The 17,641-nt window shown below is 33.5% G+C and carries 14 protein-coding genes; 4 read left to right on the top strand and 10 right to left on the bottom strand.

Going from position 1 to position 17,641, the window contains the following annotated elements; all coding sequences use genetic code 11:
• The first annotated feature begins 736 nt into the window (after positions 1–736).
• The 4 genes from KO493_RS12010 to KO493_RS12025 all read left to right on the top strand — a co-directional run bounded on the left by KO493_RS12010 (position 737) and on the right by KO493_RS12025 (position 3,142).
• Positions 737–883 carry a hypothetical protein gene (locus tag KO493_RS12010; protein ID WP_216068212.1) on the top strand — a complete coding sequence of 49 codons (147 nt, stop codon included), beginning with the start codon at positions 737–739 and terminating at the stop codon, positions 881–883.
• 20 nt (positions 884–903) lie between these two features.
• A complete protein-coding gene (locus tag KO493_RS12015; RefSeq protein ID WP_216068213.1) occupies positions 904–1,158 on the top strand; it encodes a hypothetical protein in 255 nt (84 codons plus the stop codon).
• A 395-nt stretch (positions 1,159–1,553) separates the two neighbouring features.
• Complete coding sequence (locus KO493_RS12020; protein WP_216068214.1) at positions 1,554–2,159, top strand: hypothetical protein; 606 nt, start codon at positions 1,554–1,556, stop codon at positions 2,157–2,159.
• A 377-nt stretch (positions 2,160–2,536) separates the two neighbouring features.
• Entirely contained in the window at positions 2,537–3,142 is a 606-nt protein-coding gene (locus tag KO493_RS12025) for a hypothetical protein (RefSeq protein ID WP_216068215.1), read from the top strand.
• Positions 3,143–3,747: 605 nt separating this feature from the next.
• On the opposite strand, the gene KO493_RS12030 is transcribed toward KO493_RS12025, so the two are convergent.
• The 10 genes from KO493_RS12030 to KO493_RS12075 form a co-directional block, all read right to left on the bottom strand.
• A complete protein-coding gene (locus KO493_RS12030) occupies positions 3,748–5,730 on the bottom strand; it encodes a DUF349 domain-containing protein (RefSeq protein ID WP_216068216.1) in 1,983 nt (660 codons plus the stop codon).
• Between the two features lie 108 nt (positions 5,731–5,838).
• Positions 5,839–6,576 carry a shikimate dehydrogenase family protein gene (locus KO493_RS12035; RefSeq protein WP_216068217.1) on the bottom strand — a complete coding sequence of 246 codons (738 nt, stop codon included), beginning with the start codon at positions 6,574–6,576 and terminating at the stop codon, positions 5,839–5,841.
• Positions 6,573–7,589 (bottom strand): DUF368 domain-containing protein, encoded by a 1,017-nt coding sequence (locus tag KO493_RS12040; protein WP_216068218.1) that lies wholly within the window; start codon positions 7,587–7,589, stop codon positions 6,573–6,575. Before KO493_RS12040 ends, KO493_RS12035 begins: the two co-directional genes overlap by 4 nt.
• Positions 7,589–8,509 (bottom strand): DUF368 domain-containing protein, encoded by a 921-nt coding sequence (locus tag KO493_RS12045; protein WP_216068219.1) that lies wholly within the window; start codon positions 8,507–8,509, stop codon positions 7,589–7,591. Before KO493_RS12045 ends, KO493_RS12040 begins: the two co-directional genes overlap by 1 nt.
• Positions 8,510–8,559: 50 nt before the next feature.
• On the bottom strand, positions 8,560–9,948 hold the full coding sequence (locus KO493_RS12050) for a tetratricopeptide repeat protein (protein WP_216068220.1): 1,389 nt from the start codon (positions 9,946–9,948) through the stop codon (positions 8,560–8,562).
• A 156-nt stretch (positions 9,949–10,104) separates the two neighbouring features.
• The gene (locus KO493_RS12055; protein ID WP_216068221.1) at positions 10,105–11,289 is read right to left on the bottom strand and encodes an aspartate aminotransferase family protein; all 1,185 of its coding nucleotides are present in this window, start codon (positions 11,287–11,289) and stop codon (positions 10,105–10,107) included.
• A gap of 9 nt (positions 11,290–11,298) precedes the next feature.
• Positions 11,299–13,440 (bottom strand): OstA-like protein, encoded by a 2,142-nt coding sequence (locus tag KO493_RS12060; RefSeq protein ID WP_216068222.1) that lies wholly within the window; start codon positions 13,438–13,440, stop codon positions 11,299–11,301.
• A gap of 201 nt (positions 13,441–13,641) precedes the next feature.
• Positions 13,642–14,919 (bottom strand): adenylosuccinate synthase, encoded by a 1,278-nt coding sequence (locus KO493_RS12065; protein ID WP_216068223.1) that lies wholly within the window; start codon positions 14,917–14,919, stop codon positions 13,642–13,644.
• A gap of 8 nt (positions 14,920–14,927) precedes the next feature.
• Positions 14,928–15,386, bottom strand: a complete 459-nt coding sequence (locus tag KO493_RS12070) for a Fur family transcriptional regulator (protein ID WP_216068510.1) — start codon at positions 15,384–15,386, stop codon at positions 14,928–14,930.
• A gap of 28 nt (positions 15,387–15,414) precedes the next feature.
• A complete protein-coding gene (locus KO493_RS12075; RefSeq protein WP_216068224.1) occupies positions 15,415–17,634 on the bottom strand; it encodes a RelA/SpoT family protein in 2,220 nt (739 codons plus the stop codon).
• Positions 17,635–17,641: the final 7 nt, after the last annotated feature.

A 17,641-nucleotide genomic window follows, 5' to 3' on the forward strand; every position in this document is an offset into this window, starting at 1 on the left:
TTGAGGTGATGGTTATTTTTAAAACGGTGCTCACGTTAGGGTAATCGTAACCGTCGTTTACATTAGATAACAACTGAACAGGTTCAGTTTCATCAACCCGATAGCGCGGACAATAATAAAAAAAGCGTTGATAGCGCGGATTTGTAGTCCGTGCCTGCAAGAGTAAGCAATAAAGCTTTTTTTATTTAACTTCTATAACCATCAAGTAGTTTACCAGAAATGAAAGTGTTTTTCAGTTGATTTAAAAGTTCTATATTCACTTTTAAGCTGTGAAGCGCATTTGAGGTAAATGAGTGTTGTAGAGTGTTTATTTAAGCACGGACTACAAGTTCGCGTTACCGGAGTTGTATGCTTTAATTCATTCAGAAAGCCCATATTATACTTACTGTAAATCATTTTTTAAAGAGCATGCTACTAATAGCCTAATTTAATTTCTAGAATTAAATTTTGGCAAGGACATCTCATGTCGCAGTATAACCCATTGTTCCGATGTAAATTTGTAAAGCAATAATAGAAAAATACAGTGTTTCACAACATTAGTATGTCCAAATAGTTCATTATATAGAAACCTGTGATTTAGTTTTTAGATTACAGCTTTTTTTTCTGCTTTAAAACTCTAAAAATTGCAGGGGTTTAGTGGAGAGTAAATAGGCTGAATTTTTAAAAGTTGTTTCAAACATAATGGAGTTATTTACAAGGGGCATTTAGTTTAACATTATTAGTAAATATAAAAAATATGAATATTACGTTTAAAGAGCAAATCAATGCAGAGGCTGAAATTATTTTTAATGCGGCAGGAACCGAAAAAGGAATTCAATCTTGGTGGTGTCAGAATAGTGAAGTAGCCGAAAAAGTAGGTGGTCATATCGTTCTGAATTTTTAAAAGAAGGAAACCCTGTAGTCATGAAATTTAGACTAGACCAGAGCACCCCAAATAAAAAAGTGGTTTGGACTTGCACTAATAATGCAAACCCAGCATGGATTAATACAACAATTACTTTTGAAACTGATGAAAAGGGCTCTTTTAGTTTTATTCACGATAATTTTGATGAAAAATGGAAAGGGCAACCACCATTTGATATGACAGCAGATGGTTGGAAACATTTTATAGCTAGTTTTAAAAGCTATTGTGAAACAGGAACAGGACAGCCTTGGTAAGAAGTTGTTTGTGTTTTTCACCAATAGCACCCAATAAAAAAATAAAATACTATCAAGTAAATTATTAAATAGTAAAACCCTGTGAAAATTATTTTTCACAGGGTTTTCGGTTTTTGTGGGTGTTCTTAAAATTCATACTTCCTTGTTCTCTACCGGCTAACAAAGCATATAAAAGTTGCCGACACCGTATGTCGCAATTCAACCTCTAAATCAGGTGTACATTTGTAATGTAATTATAACAGATTACATTTTTCATAAAGTTAGTTTAGTTTGGTTTTTAAGATTAATAGAGCTGCTGTAGGTGTGGTTACCTACAGCGGTTTAATCTTTTAAGAAAACGTCTTTTTTATCATATGAAAAACTGTAATTAATCTAAATAAGTAAATTATTATATTATGAATAACATATTGAAGAACACGAAAAAAGGATTTTTAATGATAGCATTATTTGGTACAATGGTAAGTTTTGCCGATGTCCCTGCATTTTACAATGTTAATGTTGATGCGAACAATACGACCCTAACTTTAAATTATGCAAAAGTAGGTAGTTCTGTTTCTATTAAAGATGTTCACGGTTCTATACTTTATACTGAAACAATTAAAATGACTGGTAGATACAAGAAAAATTTTGATTTGGCTTTTTTACCAGATGGAAAATATTTTTTCGAAGTTGATAAAGATCTTGAAATTGAAGAAATTCCATTTACTCTAAATTCTGGAGTTGCTGTTTTTAACAAAAACGACGAAAAGGTAGTTTATAAGCCTTTCATAAGAGTTTCTAATGACTTAGTTTATATTAGTAAATTAAATTTTGATAACGAAGATTTAAACGTAAATATCTATTTTACTAAAAACAATAGCATGAATTCTGAACTTGTTGTTTCTGAAACAATTAAAAGTGATAAGAATATTCAAAAGATCTATAAGTTAAAGGATCTAGGAAAAGGGAGTTATAACATTGTATTGAACTCTGCTGGTAGAATAGTTGAAAAAAAGATCTAAATTTAAATTTAGTATATTTTTGTAAAAAGGTGATCTTAAAAAAGGTCACCTTTTTTTTGTTAAAAAAACCACAAATATTAACAATCTAGATGAACCGGGGTAGGAAAACATAAACCTATAAGTAAAATTAAAAGATAATTCATTTAAATGTTTCCGCTACCGCGAAGATTGTGTTTACAGGTATTAAGTAAAGTGGTTTCTTCTAAAGTTTGAATAGCTCATTCTAATCGGTACAGAATGGTAAAGAAATGCACCTGTTTTTGCTGGTTTTAAAATGCCGTTTGATTACAAATTCTGACACGGCATGTCGCAATAAAACCTTTTTGTCGGTTGTAAATTTGTAGTATAATTAATCTGAATAATTAAATTTAAATATTATGAATAACATATTAAAGAACACGAAAAAAGGATTTTTAATGATGGCATTATTAGGTACAATGGTTAGTTTTGCCGATGCCCCTGCCCCCAACAATCCCAATGTTGATGCGAACAATACAACATTAACTTTAAATTATGCAAAAGAGGGTAGTGCTGTATCCATTAAAGATGTGTATGGCGTAGTACATTATAAGGAAACAGTAAAGACTACTGGTAGATATAAGAAAAACTTTGATCTAAATTTTTTACCCGACGGAAACTATTTTTTTGAAGTTGATAAAGGTCTTGAAATTAAGGAAATTCCTTTTACTTTAAATTCTGGAGTTGCTGTTTTTAACAAGAACGAAGAAAAGGTGATTTACAAACCTTACATTAGAGTTGTTGGTGATTTAGTTTATATTTCTAAGTTAAACCTTGATAATGAAGGTTTAGATATTAACATCTATTTTACGAAGAATAATAACATGAATTCTCAATTAGTTGTTTCTGAAACAATTAATAGCACGACTAATATTGAAAAAGTTTATAAGTTGGAGAACATAGGAAGAGGTAGTTATTCAATTGTATTGAACTCTGATGGTAGAATGGTTCAAAAAAATATCTAAATATAAATTTAGTGAATTTTATTAAAAAAAGGTGATCTTAGAAAAGGTCACCTTTTTTTGTGAGTTTAACCAAAATTTTGGGCTTTAAAAAAAGTCCCATTTTAACGATCTGGATAGGCCAGATTAGGGAAACACACATGTGTTTTAACAGTACTTAGGGCCAATTCATTTAAAAGGATATTCCGCCTCAGTGAAGTTTGTGTGTCTAATGGCTTAAAATCGAGAACTACGTTATGAAGGTTTAAATTGCCAAACCTAACCCGCACAGCATAGTGAAGAAATGATCGAGTTGTTGATGGATTTAAAAGGCGGCTAGATTAAAAGTTCTGACATGGCATGTCGCAATAAATTCTTTTAATCGGATGTAAATTTGTAGTGTAATTATAACAGATTACATTTTTTCATAAAGTTAGTTTAGTTTGGTTTTTAAAGATTAATGAAGCTGCTGTAGGTGTGGTTACCTGCAGCAGTTAATCTTTTTTTAAACATATTATGAAAAATTCAAATACGCCCAAATAGATCATTATATATAGTAAAACCCTGTGAATATTTATATTTCACAGGGTTTTCGGTTTTTATAAAACTATTTTAAAATGCTTTTTAGACTAATAAAGGTCTTTAATTTTTTTGAGTTTCGTTTTCAGCAATTCTAAAGATTCCTCGTGAATTTTGATGTTGTTATGAACTTCCTTTACAAGTGGATTATCATCTTTAACATTCGTGAAAAATTGTAAATTGTTCTCTAATTGATTAATCTGTCCTTTTACTTCATCTATTTTCTTTCTAATAAAAACACGTTCATTGTCTAAGTTTCTATTATCATCATCTGTTGCATTAAGTACCTCTAATTTGTTTTCGTACTTAATAAGCTCAGCTTCGTTTTTATCAAGGTCTAAAGTTGACAGCAATTGGTCGATACTCTTTTGGAACTTCCCATCTATATAACGTTTGTCTTGTGGTACACGTCCTAGCCCTTGCCAAGTCTTAATCTGTTCTTTTATGGCCTCAATACCTGCTTCCTTGCCTTTTGGTAATTCAAGCGTTTTTAAGCTGTTTAATAACTCATTTTTCTTGGTGTAAGCTTCAGTTTGTTCAGCGCTAGCAGCATTACGTTTAGCGTGAATTCTGTCGAAATAAAAATTACAGGCTGCTTTAAATTGTTTCCAAATTTTGTCGCTGTCTTTTCTTGGTACATGACCAATTTTCTTCCATTCACTTTGAATTTTTTTCATCAAAGGTGTAACCGTCTCAAAATCGTCACTTGCTTTATTGTCTTCGGCAACCTGGATTAAATCTAATTTTAATTGAAGATTATTATATTGTTCTTTCTTTAAGTCTTTGTAAAAGCTATTTTTTTGTCTATTGAAGGTTCTAACGGCTTCCTTAAACTTAGCCCATGTATCTTCATTTACTTTTAAAGGGACTTTGCCAGCATTAAAGAATTCTTCGCGCAAGGCTTCAATTTGCTTTATTTTCTTTTGTAAACCACCATGAGATTTTGCTCCTTGAGCACTTACTGCTTCAATATTTGCAATGATCTCTAGCTTTTTCTCTAAGTTTTTTTCGTAAACTTTATCTATTTCTTGATAATAGCTGTGGCGTTTGTCATTAATAATTTTAGTGGCCGCTTTAAAACGTTCCCAGATAGCTTCGCGGTGCTCTAGTCCAACAGGGCCAAGCTCTTCTTTCCACATCTTGTGTAATTCTTGAAGTTCTCTAAAGGCACGCATGACATTATCATCCTTTGATAATTCTTCAGCCCGTTCAATAATTAATAATTTTTTCTCTAAATTATGTTTAAAATCTAAGTCACGTAAATCTCTATTTAAGTGTAAAAAATCGTAAAACAATTCCACGTGGTGGTGGTAACTGTTCCAGGCATTATTATATTTATCTCGCGGAATAGGACCTGTTTTTCTCCAACGTTCTTGTAAATCTTTAAAGTGTTTGTAAGTCGTATTAATGTTTTCTTCAACATTAATTAGGCCTTTTAATTCTTCAATAATTTCAAGTTTGTCTTCAAGATTTTGCTTCAGGTTTTTTTCTAAACTCTGGTAATGGTTATTCAGTTTGGTTCTGTAAACTTTATAAGCATCTTTAAATCTTTTTTGAACAGGGGAAGCGTAGTAGAAGTCAATTTCATTACCGCCATCATTCAGGAAATCTTCCTTCTTTTCATCTATGATAGACTGTAATTTTAATTTAAATTCTGTATTGATGCTGTTCACATGCGAGCGAATAGCTTGAATTTTCTCTGTTTCTAGAAGTCTTTCTAATTCAATAGCTAAGGCTTCTAAAGACATCGAGTCGTATTCTTTTACTTCGATTTTATGACGATCCTTATTACCTTCATCTTCAGCGTCCTCGGCGTTCGATTCGTCTATTTCGTTAAGTAATTCATCTTGATCTTCATTTGAAGACGATGCTTCTACTTCTTTTGATTCTACATTTAGGGGGGCGTCAACAACAGGTTTTTCAGTTTCATCTACCTCATTCGATGTTGATTCTATGTTTTGATTTTTGTTTAATTCTGCCGAATTATTAGCATCAACTTCTTCTACTTTTTGTGATTTCTCGTTGTCAGACATTTTTAAAAATGTTAAGGTTCAAATAATTATTTTCGACTTTAAAGATACTAACAAGTATAGTATAAACAAAGTACAAGCAATTGTTTTAACGTATTTATAAGGGTTTTACTAAAGATCCCAAATAGACCAAGATTTTTCGGCTTGTAGTTTTAACATGTTTGCGCCATTGACGATTGTTGCACCGTTCTTTTTACCAGAACTTAAAAAAGTCGTTTCTTCTGGATTATAAATTAAATCAAAAAGAAGGTGTTTTTCTGTAATGCCATCATAAGGAATGTTAGGGCAATCTTTAATATCGGGGAAGGTGCCTAAAGGCGTGCAGTTTACTATGACTTCATGGTTTTTTACGTCTTCTTTTGTTAAGGTATCATAAGAAAATTGTACGTTTTTAGATAGATTTCTAGAGACATAATTACAGGTTAACCCTAGTTCTTTTAAGCTGTAAATCACTGCTTTACTTGCGCCTCCAGTACCTAAAATTAAGGCCTTTTTATGATGTGGTTTAATAAAGGGTTCAATGGTTTTTTTAAAACCATAGCAATCGGTATTGTAGCCAACTAATTTGCCTTTTTTAGTTATCCTAATGGTGTTTACCGCACCAATAGCTTTTGCTTGTTCGTTTATTTCATCGAGGTAAGGCATCACGGCTTCTTTGTATGGAATGGTCACATTTAAACCTCTTAAACCTTCAGTATGCTTTATAATATCTTGAAACTTATTAATGTTTTCAATATCGAAATTTTCGTATGATGTATTTTCAATATGTTCTGTTTGAAATTTTTCTTTAAAGTAAGCTCTTGAAAAAGAGTATGAAATGTTTTTACCTAGAAGTCCTAATTTGTTCATGCTGTTTTTTTTGTTTTTTGTCCGTACTTCTGTAAGACTAACACAACGGCAATACCAATTATGATGTAGCTTATAGCGAAAGTCGTTTCAGTGCTTAATTCGGGGATAAAACGTTCGTAATTATGAATTATTCTTTGTCCGCGAGAGTCTAATAATAGGTTACCACTTTCATGTGATTTAAAAATAGTTTTTTTCCATGGCCAAACAACGCCTAAAGAACCAATAATAAATCCGATAATGGAAGACAAAGTAATGCTTTTATAATGCTGTAAAATGTAACTTAATATGTGAGAGAAGGTAACCAACCCAGTAATAGATCCTAAGGTGAAAACAACTAGTATTTTTAACATTTGCATGCGTTGTGTGTTTTCAGTAAAACTGAAATCACCTAAAATGACTTCCGACATGGTATCGTATAATGCATTTACAGAGTCAACCAATAATAGGACATAATTCCCTAAAAGTATAAGAATAAATGATCCTGAAAATCCTGGGAGTGTCATTCCCGATACGCTAATTATTCCGCAGAAAAAAACAAACCATAAGTTACTGTTTTCTGTTGCAGGGCTTAAGAAACTTATACTTATACCTAATATTATTCCAATGGCTAGTGATAGATATGTTTTCGTATTCCAATCGTCAAAATCTTTATGAATGTAATAAATGGAGCCAATGATCATTCCGAAGAAAACACTCCAAACATAAAGTTCATAATGGTGAATTAGGTAGTCTAAAACTTTAGAAATACTGAAATAACTTATTAGCATTCCAGTAAACAACAGACTTAAAAAGCGTCCGTTTATATAATTATAAAAACTTTTAAAGCGTCCTTTTAGTAGTAATCGAAAGGCTTTTTTATTCACTCTTTTTAAGGAGTAAATAAATTCTTCATAAAATCCAGCAACAAAGGCAACCACACCACCAGAAACTCCTGGGACTTTATTAGCTGCGCCCATACCTAATCCTTTTAGAACTAGAAAAAGTTTGTCGGTAAATGTTCGCGTGCTTTGCATTACTGTTTTTTCGAGCCTAATTTTTCAAGTATAAAAATAGTTAAAAAGCCTGATATCATTAAAATTACAGCAAAAAGCATATGGTTATCGCCTTCAAAATTTAAGGGAGAAATACTTTCTTGTAATATTGGCGATTTAATGCCTTTTGAGTTAGTATGCCAGGTTAAGGTGTTTTTCCAAGGCCAAACCTTGTTAAGTGAACCAAAAATGAAACCTGTTAAAACGGCTAAAGTAATGTTGTGATAATGTTTGAATAGCCATTTTAAAACGTGACTAAAACTTAAAAGACCAATAAGGGCACCAATGGCAAAAATCGCTATTTTTTTAATGTCGACATCATGAAAGGCGTCGCTTAAGGTTTTATAAGCCCCAAGAATGATGAGTATAAAAGATCCTGAAATACCAGGGAGTATCATAGCACAAATGGCAATAGCTCCTGCTATGAATAAATACCAAGAACTTTCATTGGTTCCAAGTGAAGGTGCTTTACTAATATAAAAAGCGACACCGGCTCCTATGATTAAGGCTATAATGGTGGCCGTATTCCATTTGGTAATTTGCTTTCCAACAAAATAAATACTGGCAACAATTAGTCCGAAAAAGAAGGACCATATTAAAACTGGATGATGAATGAGGAGGTAACTGGCTAGTTTCATAAACGTTACAAAACTGATAACAATACCAGACATAAGCGCTACTAAAAAATTACCGTTTAATTGGGTCCAGAAATCTTTAAAACCTTTATTGAAAAGGGTTTTAAACAGGGAACCATTAATATTACTTATGGTTGAAATTAATTCTTCATAAATTCCAGAAATGAATGCTATGGTACCGCCGGAAACACCTGGGACTGCATCGGCAGCGCCCATGGCTAACCCTTTAAAAGAAATGATTAGATAATCACTTAAACGTCTTTGCATGCTTGATTTTTTAAGAAAACCAAAGGTATACAAATTAATTAAACGTTTAGTTACAGATTTGTTTTTAGAATCTTTTTAACTAATCTTTTATTAGAAATTTTCGGAAAAAGTTCATCAATAATAAAATAGTAATCTTCGTTGTATTTAAGTCCGTTTTTTAAATGAAATGTCCCTTTGTCATTTTCATTTAACTGAAAATATAATCCGGCCAAACGGTATTCAATTTCAGCATTTTCCGGATAAAACTCAATCGCTTGTTCAAAATTAGAAATAGCAGCTTCAGCTTCACCAAGTTTTATTAATAAGTCGCCACGAGATAACCAGGTGTTTAACTCGTAGTTACCTAATTCTAAGGTTTTTTTGTAACCACGTTCAGCCTCTTCAAATAAACTTAATCGGTGATTAATTTGCGAGTATAATTTCCAGTAAATAACATTTTCAGCATCTATATTTATCGCTTTATTGATATAATATAAAGCCTTTTGATAATCATGTTTCTTATTGTAAAATTTCGTTATTGCAATCCATCCTTTGTCTAACAGGGGGTCTTCATGGACGGTTCGGTCATAATATTGTAAGGCCAAATCAAGAGCACCTAATTTTTCATGACAATTACCTATGCGTAATAGAGCAAAAGAAGTAGGATCGTCTAAACCTAATGTTATCGTGTAATTTTCAATAGCGTCTTTATAGCGTTTTAGTTTTTCTAAAACTTTACCACGCTCCAAATAAGCACCTACAAAAGTATCGTCTGATATGATTGCAAAATCATAAGCAGCTAAAGCTTTTTTGTAATCTTCTAAAAGAAAATATTGTTTTCCTAATTGATGCCAGGCCACTTCGCAGTATGGGTTTTTATCTAAAAAGAGATTTAAATAAGAAATAGCCTCTTCATGCTGTTGTAAAAATTCAAAGCAGTAAATAATGTTGTATAGCGCAGAGTAGTCGTCCAAATCTGTTTCTAGACATTTCATGAAGTAGATTTTTGCTTCTTCAAAATGGTCTAAAAATAAATACTCCATTCCTATTAGGGAATATAAATCGACCACATCATCTGTAAGTTTTAGTGCTTGTTTAAGAACGACTATAGCCTGTTCGTGATCGTCTTTTTTAGAAAATATATTTGCCTTTTGAATATATATTTCCTCATTATTAGGATCTAAATTATAGAGTTCACTCAGTAAGTGATCTGCTTCATCAAGCTTATCTTCAAAAACAAATATTTCAACTTTAAATAGTCTTAAGTTTGTTGAAGAAGGATGTTGGTCTAATCCTAATTTTATAGCTTTTTTTGCTAGAGCAATTTTACCTTGGTTTAGGTAATGGTGAATGATGTTTTCAAATTCTTCAGAATCAAAGAATAAAACATGATTTGTTTTTAACATCGATTCAAACTTGGTAAGCGGCAAATTTTTGTTGTCATCATGACTAAACTCCATAAGCACATTTGTGAGGTTCAACTTTATTAAAGTTACTATTCTATTTAAAGGTTGGTCGTAAAACGACTAAATGTTTTCAACAAAGTAATCAACAAAAGTAGTGTTTTGTCGGGTGTTTGTTTGTTTTTGATTGATAATCAAATGGTTAAGTTTTTGTTAATCGTCAAGAAATGCGTCAAGAATCCTTAAAATAATGAGACAACCTTCGGTGATTTCACTATTTGAGATGGTTAATGGCGGGGTTATTCTTACTGCTTTAGGCTCAAATAAGAGCCAGAATAAAATTAAACCTTGGTCTTGTGCGGTTAATATGAGTTGGTTTACTTTTTCTGAATCTGGTAATATTAGGGCTAACATTAAACCTTTTCCTCGAATTTCTATGATTAATGGGTGAACCAGAAGCTTTCTAAAAAGCATTTCTTTTTCTAAGGCTTGTTGCATTAAATGAGTTTCGGTAATTTCTTTTAATGTTGCTAACGCTGAAGCGGCTATAACAGGATGACCGCCGAAGGTCGTGATATGGCCAAGTTTGGGGTTGTCCTGTAATACATCCATTAGTGCGCTAGAGGCTGTAAAAGCACCAATTGGCATCCCGCCACCAAGTCCTTTGCCCGTTACAATAATATCGGGAATACAATTGTAGTTTTCAAATCCGAAAAGTTTCCCTGTTCTGCCTATACCTGGTTGTATTTCGTCTAAAATTAAAAGCGCGCCAACTTTAGTACACTGCGCTTTAACTTTTGTTAAATAATCATTTGCGGGTTCTATAAAGCCAGCACCTCCTTGTATGGTTTCTAAAATTACACAAGCTGTATTTTTAGTAATTAGCTCTAAGTCGTCGTCATTATTAAAGTTAATAAAGCGAACATCTGGTAATAAGGGTCTGAACGCGCGTTTGCGCTCTTCATAGCCCATCACACTCATCGATCCCATGGTATTTCCGTGATACGCCTTATTCGCTGCTATAATTTCACTGCGCCCTGTAGCACGCTTAGCCAGTTTTAGTGCACCTTCAATCGCCTCTGTTCCAGAGTTTGTTAGGTATGTTTTTTCAAAAGGTGCAGGTAAGTGATCTGCGATGAGTTTTGTAAGTTCCACTGCGGGTTGTTGTGCATACTCGCCATACACCATGACATGCATGTATTTGTCAAGCTGGGTTTTTATGGCGTCAACAACTTTAGGGTGGTTATGCCCTAAGGGACAAGCAGAAACTCCAGCAATAAAATCTAAATAACTCCTATTGTTGGTGTCAAAAATATATGAACCATGCGCATGAGAAACCTCCATCGCCAGGGGATGTGGTGAGGTTTGTGCTTGATATTTTAGAAAATCTGAAGTCATGCTTTTGATTTATTCCTCTGAGACGGCTAAAACCTTTGCACCCCAAATGTAAATGGCGTCATCTGTTTGTAGATCACTAATTAAACATCTAAGTTTACTGCCATCGTTACTTTTGTTGCCAATTAATGTGTATTCTTTCCATGTGTTGGTAACTGTTATGGGTAATGTTGCATAAACGGCATAGTCTGTATCGGCACGCTGAAACCTGAGTCTCGTTTTACCTTTACCTTTCATCCATACGGAGAATTTGAATGTCCCATATGTGTTGTTTAGCACTTGGTATAGGTGTCCGTCAGAACTCCCTATACCTTTGACTAAATCGGCTACATCCTTTTGGTTAGGTGTTTTTATGTTGCTAATTGTTGCTTTTACGCCAACCTTTAACCATTTAGAATGGCTAAATTCATTAGGGAATTCTAATAAATTTTCTGATTTCTTAGGAATATTTCGAGCCGCTTTATTTTTATGTGGTTCTCCCTTTCCTGCTAATTTAATACGCTCCAGCATATCTGAATCAAAAAATTCCCCAGAGGGGATATAATCATCTAAACCTTTTATAACAGGAAGTTCTAAAGGCGGGTCGTCTCTAAATAAATCTTCTACACTGGTAGGTCGTTCATCTTCACGCCAAGCAAACCCTTTTAAGAACTTATTTTTTTTTGGGTATTTAGATTCAGGATATAAATCACCATCAACTTGATTAAATCTTGAATATGCTTCAATATCTCCTTCAGAAAAAAGTATTTTAATACTTCCAGATTTGGCCTTGTCTATACCTATAAGTTCTTGATTTTCGTTTCGGGCATAAAATATAGATTCAGCATTTTTAATAATGTTAACTTCTCGTAGTGTATTTTCGTTATTAAAAAGTCCGACCAATCGTAATCCGTAGATTTGATTATAACCATTCTCACTCAGGGTGTCTTTACTGATAATAAAGGCATGGTTAAAAACTAAAAGAGAATCTATTTTTTCGGTTTTACTGTTTGATATCAGGTGAATAGTATCTCCAGTCATCTGGTTTTCAAAATTCCAGAGAATGGGTTTTTTTGCAGTTGAAAATTGGTCACCAGTCGACAAACGCGGAATGTTTATTAATTTGGTAAGCCCTGTTTTTTGATTGGCATAAATAGAATCTGATTTCCCAGTGATATCCGATTTAAATATTTTTGCGTTGTAATAAGCATTAATTATACGATGTTCTGGTTTTCCCGTAACCATTATTTTATCGGCATGCATAAAAACAGAATCCTTTTCCTGAACGGTAATTGCTAAGGCTCGTTTTGTGATAAAGAGTGAGTCTTTTGCTTTGAAAACTTCGGCGTAGTGCCCCTTAATAACACTGTTATTAAGCGAATCGGTTACCTTGATATTGTTTGTAGCTGAAGCGAAACTTTTAGTATTATCAAAAAATAGGCTATCTCCTTCGATAATACGGTTATCATAGTCTATTCTAGCATTTTTTAGAGCATAACCAACCTCTAGTTTGGTGTCGTAAAATCCTTTTTCACAGTAGGTTTTACTAGTTTCGGTGGTGATGGTTGATGGTCCGAATAGGTAAGCAAATCCAGTATCGGAGTAAAAATCGAAGAAGTCTGAATTTATAGTCGATTCTTTATTAACTAAAACCACATCGTTTACAAATTGATATTTTTTTATATCCATGTAATACCTACCAATTTTACTGGTAATAGTTCCTGAAGAATCTTTTACAACCTTACCACCATTTCTGTAAAAGGCTTGTTGTTTTAAACGGTCGAAAAATAAGGTGTCTGATGAAATAATAGAGTGGGGGTCTGTTAATACGACATCTCCACTGGCAAAAGCGAGTTCTGTAATGCCACTATATTCGACGTATTTAGAAGTCATGTTAATGGTGTCGCCTTGTTTCACGGAAACATTACCATAGGCTTCAACAAAATTATCTTCACTATAATATATGGCCTTATCGCTCCACATGCTAGATCCCCCGTGAATAATATGAACTTGTTGTTGGTCGTCCCGAGTTAAGATTTTCGCACCAGGGTAGTTTTCTTCGTCAACTGTAAGTTTACCCGCGTACTCAATCTCAATTTGTCGTTTTTCTTGAGCGCCGTTAACTGAAATAAAACCTATGCTAAGGATTAAAAGTAAAACTTGAAGTTTGTTCAAAGTATAAAAAGTTTGTGGCAAAAATAATGATTAATACCATTTCTTGTTTAAAATTACGCTAAAAGAAAAAAAGTGCATTGAATTCGCATAATTTTTGATTAGCGTAGGTGTGAAATGTTGTTTTATAATATTAAACTAAAAAAACGCTCCAATTTAAATTAGAGCGTTTTTTGTATTTGAGATATAATGAATTTGAATCTTCTATTTTTTTCTGAAAATCGTTTGTTTTCTGTCTGGACCAACAGAAACGATAGTAATAGGAATTTCTAATTCTTTTTCTAAAAATTCGATATAACCGTTTAATGCTTCTGGCATTTGAGAAGCTTCAGACATTTCTGTTAAATCTTCGTTCCATCCGCTAAATTCAGAATATACAGGTTCTAAGTTTTCTGGTTCGATGTTGTAAGGTAAGTGTGTAATCTCTTCACCTTTATATTTATAAGAAGTACATACTTTTAAGGTTTTAAAACCAGAAAGTACATCACCTTTCATCATCATTAATTGGGTTACACCATTAACTTGACAAGCATATCTTAAGGCAACAAGGTCTAACCAGCCACAACGTCTTGGTCTTCCTGTGGTAGCGCCAAATTCGTTTCCAACTTTTGCCATGGCAGCACCGTCTTCATCAAAAAGTTCGGTAGGGAATGGTCCAGAACCAACACGAGTTGTGTAGGCCTTGAAAATGCCAAATACTTCACCTATTTGATTTGGAGCAACTCCTAAACCAGTACAGGCACCAGCAGCTGTGGTGTTACTTGATGTTACAAAAGGATAGGTTCCGAAATCAATGTCTAATAACGAACCTTGAGCACCTTCAGCAAGAATAGTTTGCCCAGATTTTTGTGCTTGATAAATATATTCTTCAGAGTCAATTAGTTTTAAAGATTTTAAAACGTCTACCGCTTTAAAAAATTCAACTTCTAGGTCTGCTAAGTTGTATTCAATTTCTACTTCATAGAACTTGATCATGGCCTCATGCTTATCGGCTAATGCTCTATAACGTTCTTTCCAATCGCTAAGTTCTAAATCTCCTACACGAATACCGTTTCTACCGGTTTTGTCCATATAAGTTGGGCCAATACCTTTAAGTGTCGATCCAATTTTAGCTTTCCCTTTAGAAGCTTCACTTGCAGCATCTAATAAACGGTGCGTTGGTAAAATAATATGTGCTTTTCTTGAAATATGTAAAGATTTTCTATAATCTACATCTTGCTCTTCAAGTTTGTCTAGTTCACCTTTAAAAATCACAGGATCTATAACAACACCATTTCCTACTAAATTCGTAGCATCATCATGAAAAATTCCTGAAGGAATTGTATGTAATACGTGTTTTTTACCGTTGAAAACTAAAGTGTGACCTGCATTTGGTCCGCCTTGAAAACGTGCTATGATATTATAGTCTTTGGTAAGAACGTCAACAATTTTTCCTTTGCCTTCGTCTCCCCATTGTAATCCTAGTAGTAAGTCTACTGCCATTGTGAATATTAGTTATTTGTTGTTGATTTTCTATTTCCGTAAAAATAGAGCGAGTGGTTGTTAATTTTTATATCGAAAACTTCTTCAATTGTTTTTTTGATCGATTCAATTCTAGGGTCGCAAAACTCTATAACTTCACCTGTGTCTGTAAGAATAACATGATCGTGTTGTCTGTCGAAGTATGATTTCTCGTAATGTGCTTGGTTTTGACCAAATTGGTGCTTTCTAACCAAACCACATTCTAAAAGTAATTCTATAGTGTTATAAAGTGTTGCACGAGAAACGCGATACTTTTTATTTTTCATATTAAGATATAGGGATTCTATATCGAAATGTTCGTCACTATTATAAATTTCCTGTAAGATAGCGTAACGTTCAGGTGTTTTACGATGCCCTTTGTTTTCTAAAAAGCTAGTAAATACATTCTTTACAATATCTTGATTCTTTGTATCGGTTTTTGCATTCATAATTTCCGTGGGCAAATTTACACATTTTTTACACTCTAGTAACCTTATCTATACCATTAATTTTTTTAAGTTTTTCTAAAAGCTTTTTGATAATGGTATTATTTTTTACAACAACATTCATTTTACCAGAGAATAAGCCATCGTCGCTTTCAAAACTAATGCTTTTCATATTAACATGCATATTTTCAGAAACGATGGTTGTAATTTCATTTACAAGTCCGATATGGTCAATACCGGTTAGTCTAATTTGTACCATAAATTCTTGCTGAGAAGAATCTACCCAACGGGCTGTCATAATTCGATAGGCGTAGTTTGATTGTAAGCTTAGTGCATTCGGACAGTTCTTTTTGTGTACTTTAATACCTTCAGAAACCGTTAAAAATCCAAAAACATGATCGCCAGGAATCGGGTTACAGCAGTTGGCCAGTTTATAATCTAATTTTTCAGATTCTTTTCCAAAAACTAAAGAATCAAAATTTGTAGTGACTTCGTTTTTATCAATTTCCTCTTTTGGAATAGTAACCTTCCTGGAAATTTTACTCTTTATAAACGACATTAAGGCGTTACTGCGGGATGCAGCAAAATTTTTAATCATCACGTTATCAATAGAGCCAATGCCCACACGATAGAAAAGATCTAAACTGGTTTTAAGTTTAAAGAACCTAACAAGTTCATTAATACTTCGCTCGTTAAGCGTGATTTTTAACTGCTTTAATTTGCGACGTAAAATTTCTTTACCGTCTTCACCAATACGTTTCCGGTCTTCCTTTAGAGCTGATTTAATTTTTCCTCGCGCCCTAGCGGTTGTGGCGTAGTCTAACCAGTTTGGATTTGGTTTAGCAGCCTCGGAGGTTAATATTTCCACCTGATCGCCAGTTTCTAGAACATGACTTAAAGGCACTAATTTACCATTAACTTTAGCGCCTCTGGTTTTCATGCCTATCTCGGTATGAATACTAAAAGCAAAATCTAAAGAAGTGGCACCTTTTGGAAGCGATTTTAAATCTCCATTTGGGGTAAATACAAATATTTCTTGTGAATATAGGTTGAGTTTAAACTGCTCAACAAAATCGACAGCATTAATTTCAGGGCTTTCTAATGCTTCTTGTAATCTATTTATCCAGCTTTCTAGGCTGTCTTCTTTTTCTTTATCGTGTTTGTATTTGTAATGTGCCGCATACCCTTTTTCGGCTATTTCATTCATGCGTTCACTACGTACCTGAACTTCGACCCAACGCCCTTTTGGTCCCATTACCGTAATATGCAGTGCTTCGTAACCTGTTGTTTTTGGCGAGGTAATCCAGTCGCGCAAACGCATAGGGTTAGGTCTAAAGTGATCGGTTACGATGGAGTATATTTTCCAAGCTTGAAATTTCTCATCGCTCAACTCACTTTTATAGATAATTCTAATGGCGAATTTATCGTAAACTTCATCAAAAGAAACGCCTTGGTTTAGCATTTTCTTTCTTATTGAGAAAATAGATTTTGGCCGTCCTTTTATAGAATACTCAAAGTTTTCTTTATCTAAAGCTTTCTTAACAACATCACTAAACTGTTCGATATAAAGGTCTTGCTCCTCTTTACTTTCTTTTATTTTATTAAGAATATCGTAGTAAACATCCGGTTCGGTGTATTTTAAACTTAAATCTTCAAGTTGTGTTTTTATGTTGTATAAACCAATACGGTGCGCTAAAGGGGCATAAATATATAAGGTTTCAGAGGCTATTTTATCCTGTTTATCAGGGCGCATCGAATCCATTGTTTGCATATTATGCAATCTGTCTGCTATTTTAATAATGATAACGCGAACATCATCATTAAGTGTTAATAGCATTTTTCGGAAGTTTTCGGCTTGTAAAGAGACATCCATATCTTTTTCTTTACTAAGCGATGAAATTTTTGTGAGCCCTTCAACTATTCTGGCAATGGTTTTACCAAAGCGGTTTTCAATATCTTTTATTTCGTAATCAGGACTGTCTTCAACAACATCATGAAGTAAAGCAGCCGCAATAGAAGTCGCGTCTAATCCAATTTCTTGAGCCACAATTTTGGCCACAGCAATAGGGTGGAAAATATAAGCTTCCCCAGATTTTCTACGCTGGTTTTTATGCCCGTCTAAGGCGACTTCAAAAGCGCTTCTAATTAGTTTTTTATCGTCACTAGAAAGTGTCGTATAACTAACTTTTAGTAGCTCTTTGTATGCCTTTGCAATGGTTGCATTTTCTTTTTCAATGGCTTCCTCTGTCATATTTTAA

The sequence above is a fragment of the Pseudotamlana agarivorans genome (genome assembly GCF_018860245.1).
In the GTDB taxonomy this organism is placed as follows: Bacteria; Bacteroidota; Bacteroidia; order Flavobacteriales; family Flavobacteriaceae; genus Pseudotamlana; species Pseudotamlana agarivorans_A.

What these genes read in the sequence shown, in the direction of transcription:
- KO493_RS12010 (WP_216068212.1), top strand. Translation starts at nt 737, where the DNA reads ATGAATATTACGTTTAAAGAGCAAATCAATGCAGAGGCTGAAATTATT.
- KO493_RS12015 (WP_216068213.1), top strand. Translation starts at nt 904, where the DNA reads ATGAAATTTAGACTAGACCAGAGCACCCCAAATAAAAAAGTGGTTTGG.
- KO493_RS12020 (WP_216068214.1), top strand. Translation starts at nt 1,554, where the DNA reads ATGAATAACATATTGAAGAACACGAAAAAAGGATTTTTAATGATAGCA.
- KO493_RS12025 (WP_216068215.1), top strand. Translation starts at nt 2,537, where the DNA reads ATGAATAACATATTAAAGAACACGAAAAAAGGATTTTTAATGATGGCA.
- KO493_RS12030 (WP_216068216.1), bottom strand. Translation starts at nt 5,730, where the DNA reads ATGTCTGACAACGAGAAATCACAAAAAGTAGAAGAAGTTGATGCTAAT.
- KO493_RS12035 (WP_216068217.1), bottom strand. Translation starts at nt 6,576, where the DNA reads ATGAACAAATTAGGACTTCTAGGTAAAAACATTTCATACTCTTTTTCA.
- KO493_RS12040 (WP_216068218.1), bottom strand. Translation starts at nt 7,589, where the DNA reads ATGCAAAGCACGCGAACATTTACCGACAAACTTTTTCTAGTTCTAAAA.
- KO493_RS12045 (WP_216068219.1), bottom strand. Translation starts at nt 8,509, where the DNA reads ATGCAAAGACGTTTAAGTGATTATCTAATCATTTCTTTTAAAGGGTTA.
- KO493_RS12050 (WP_216068220.1), bottom strand. Translation starts at nt 9,948, where the DNA reads ATGGAGTTTAGTCATGATGACAACAAAAATTTGCCGCTTACCAAGTTT.
- KO493_RS12055 (WP_216068221.1), bottom strand. Translation starts at nt 11,289, where the DNA reads ATGACTTCAGATTTTCTAAAATATCAAGCACAAACCTCACCACATCCC.
- KO493_RS12065 (WP_216068223.1), bottom strand. Translation starts at nt 14,919, where the DNA reads ATGGCAGTAGACTTACTACTAGGATTACAATGGGGAGACGAAGGCAAA.
- KO493_RS12070 (WP_216068510.1), bottom strand. Translation starts at nt 15,386, where the DNA reads ATGAATGCAAAAACCGATACAAAGAATCAAGATATTGTAAAGAATGTA.
- KO493_RS12075 (WP_216068224.1), bottom strand. Translation starts at nt 17,634, where the DNA reads ATGACAGAGGAAGCCATTGAAAAAGAAAATGCAACCATTGCAAAGGCA.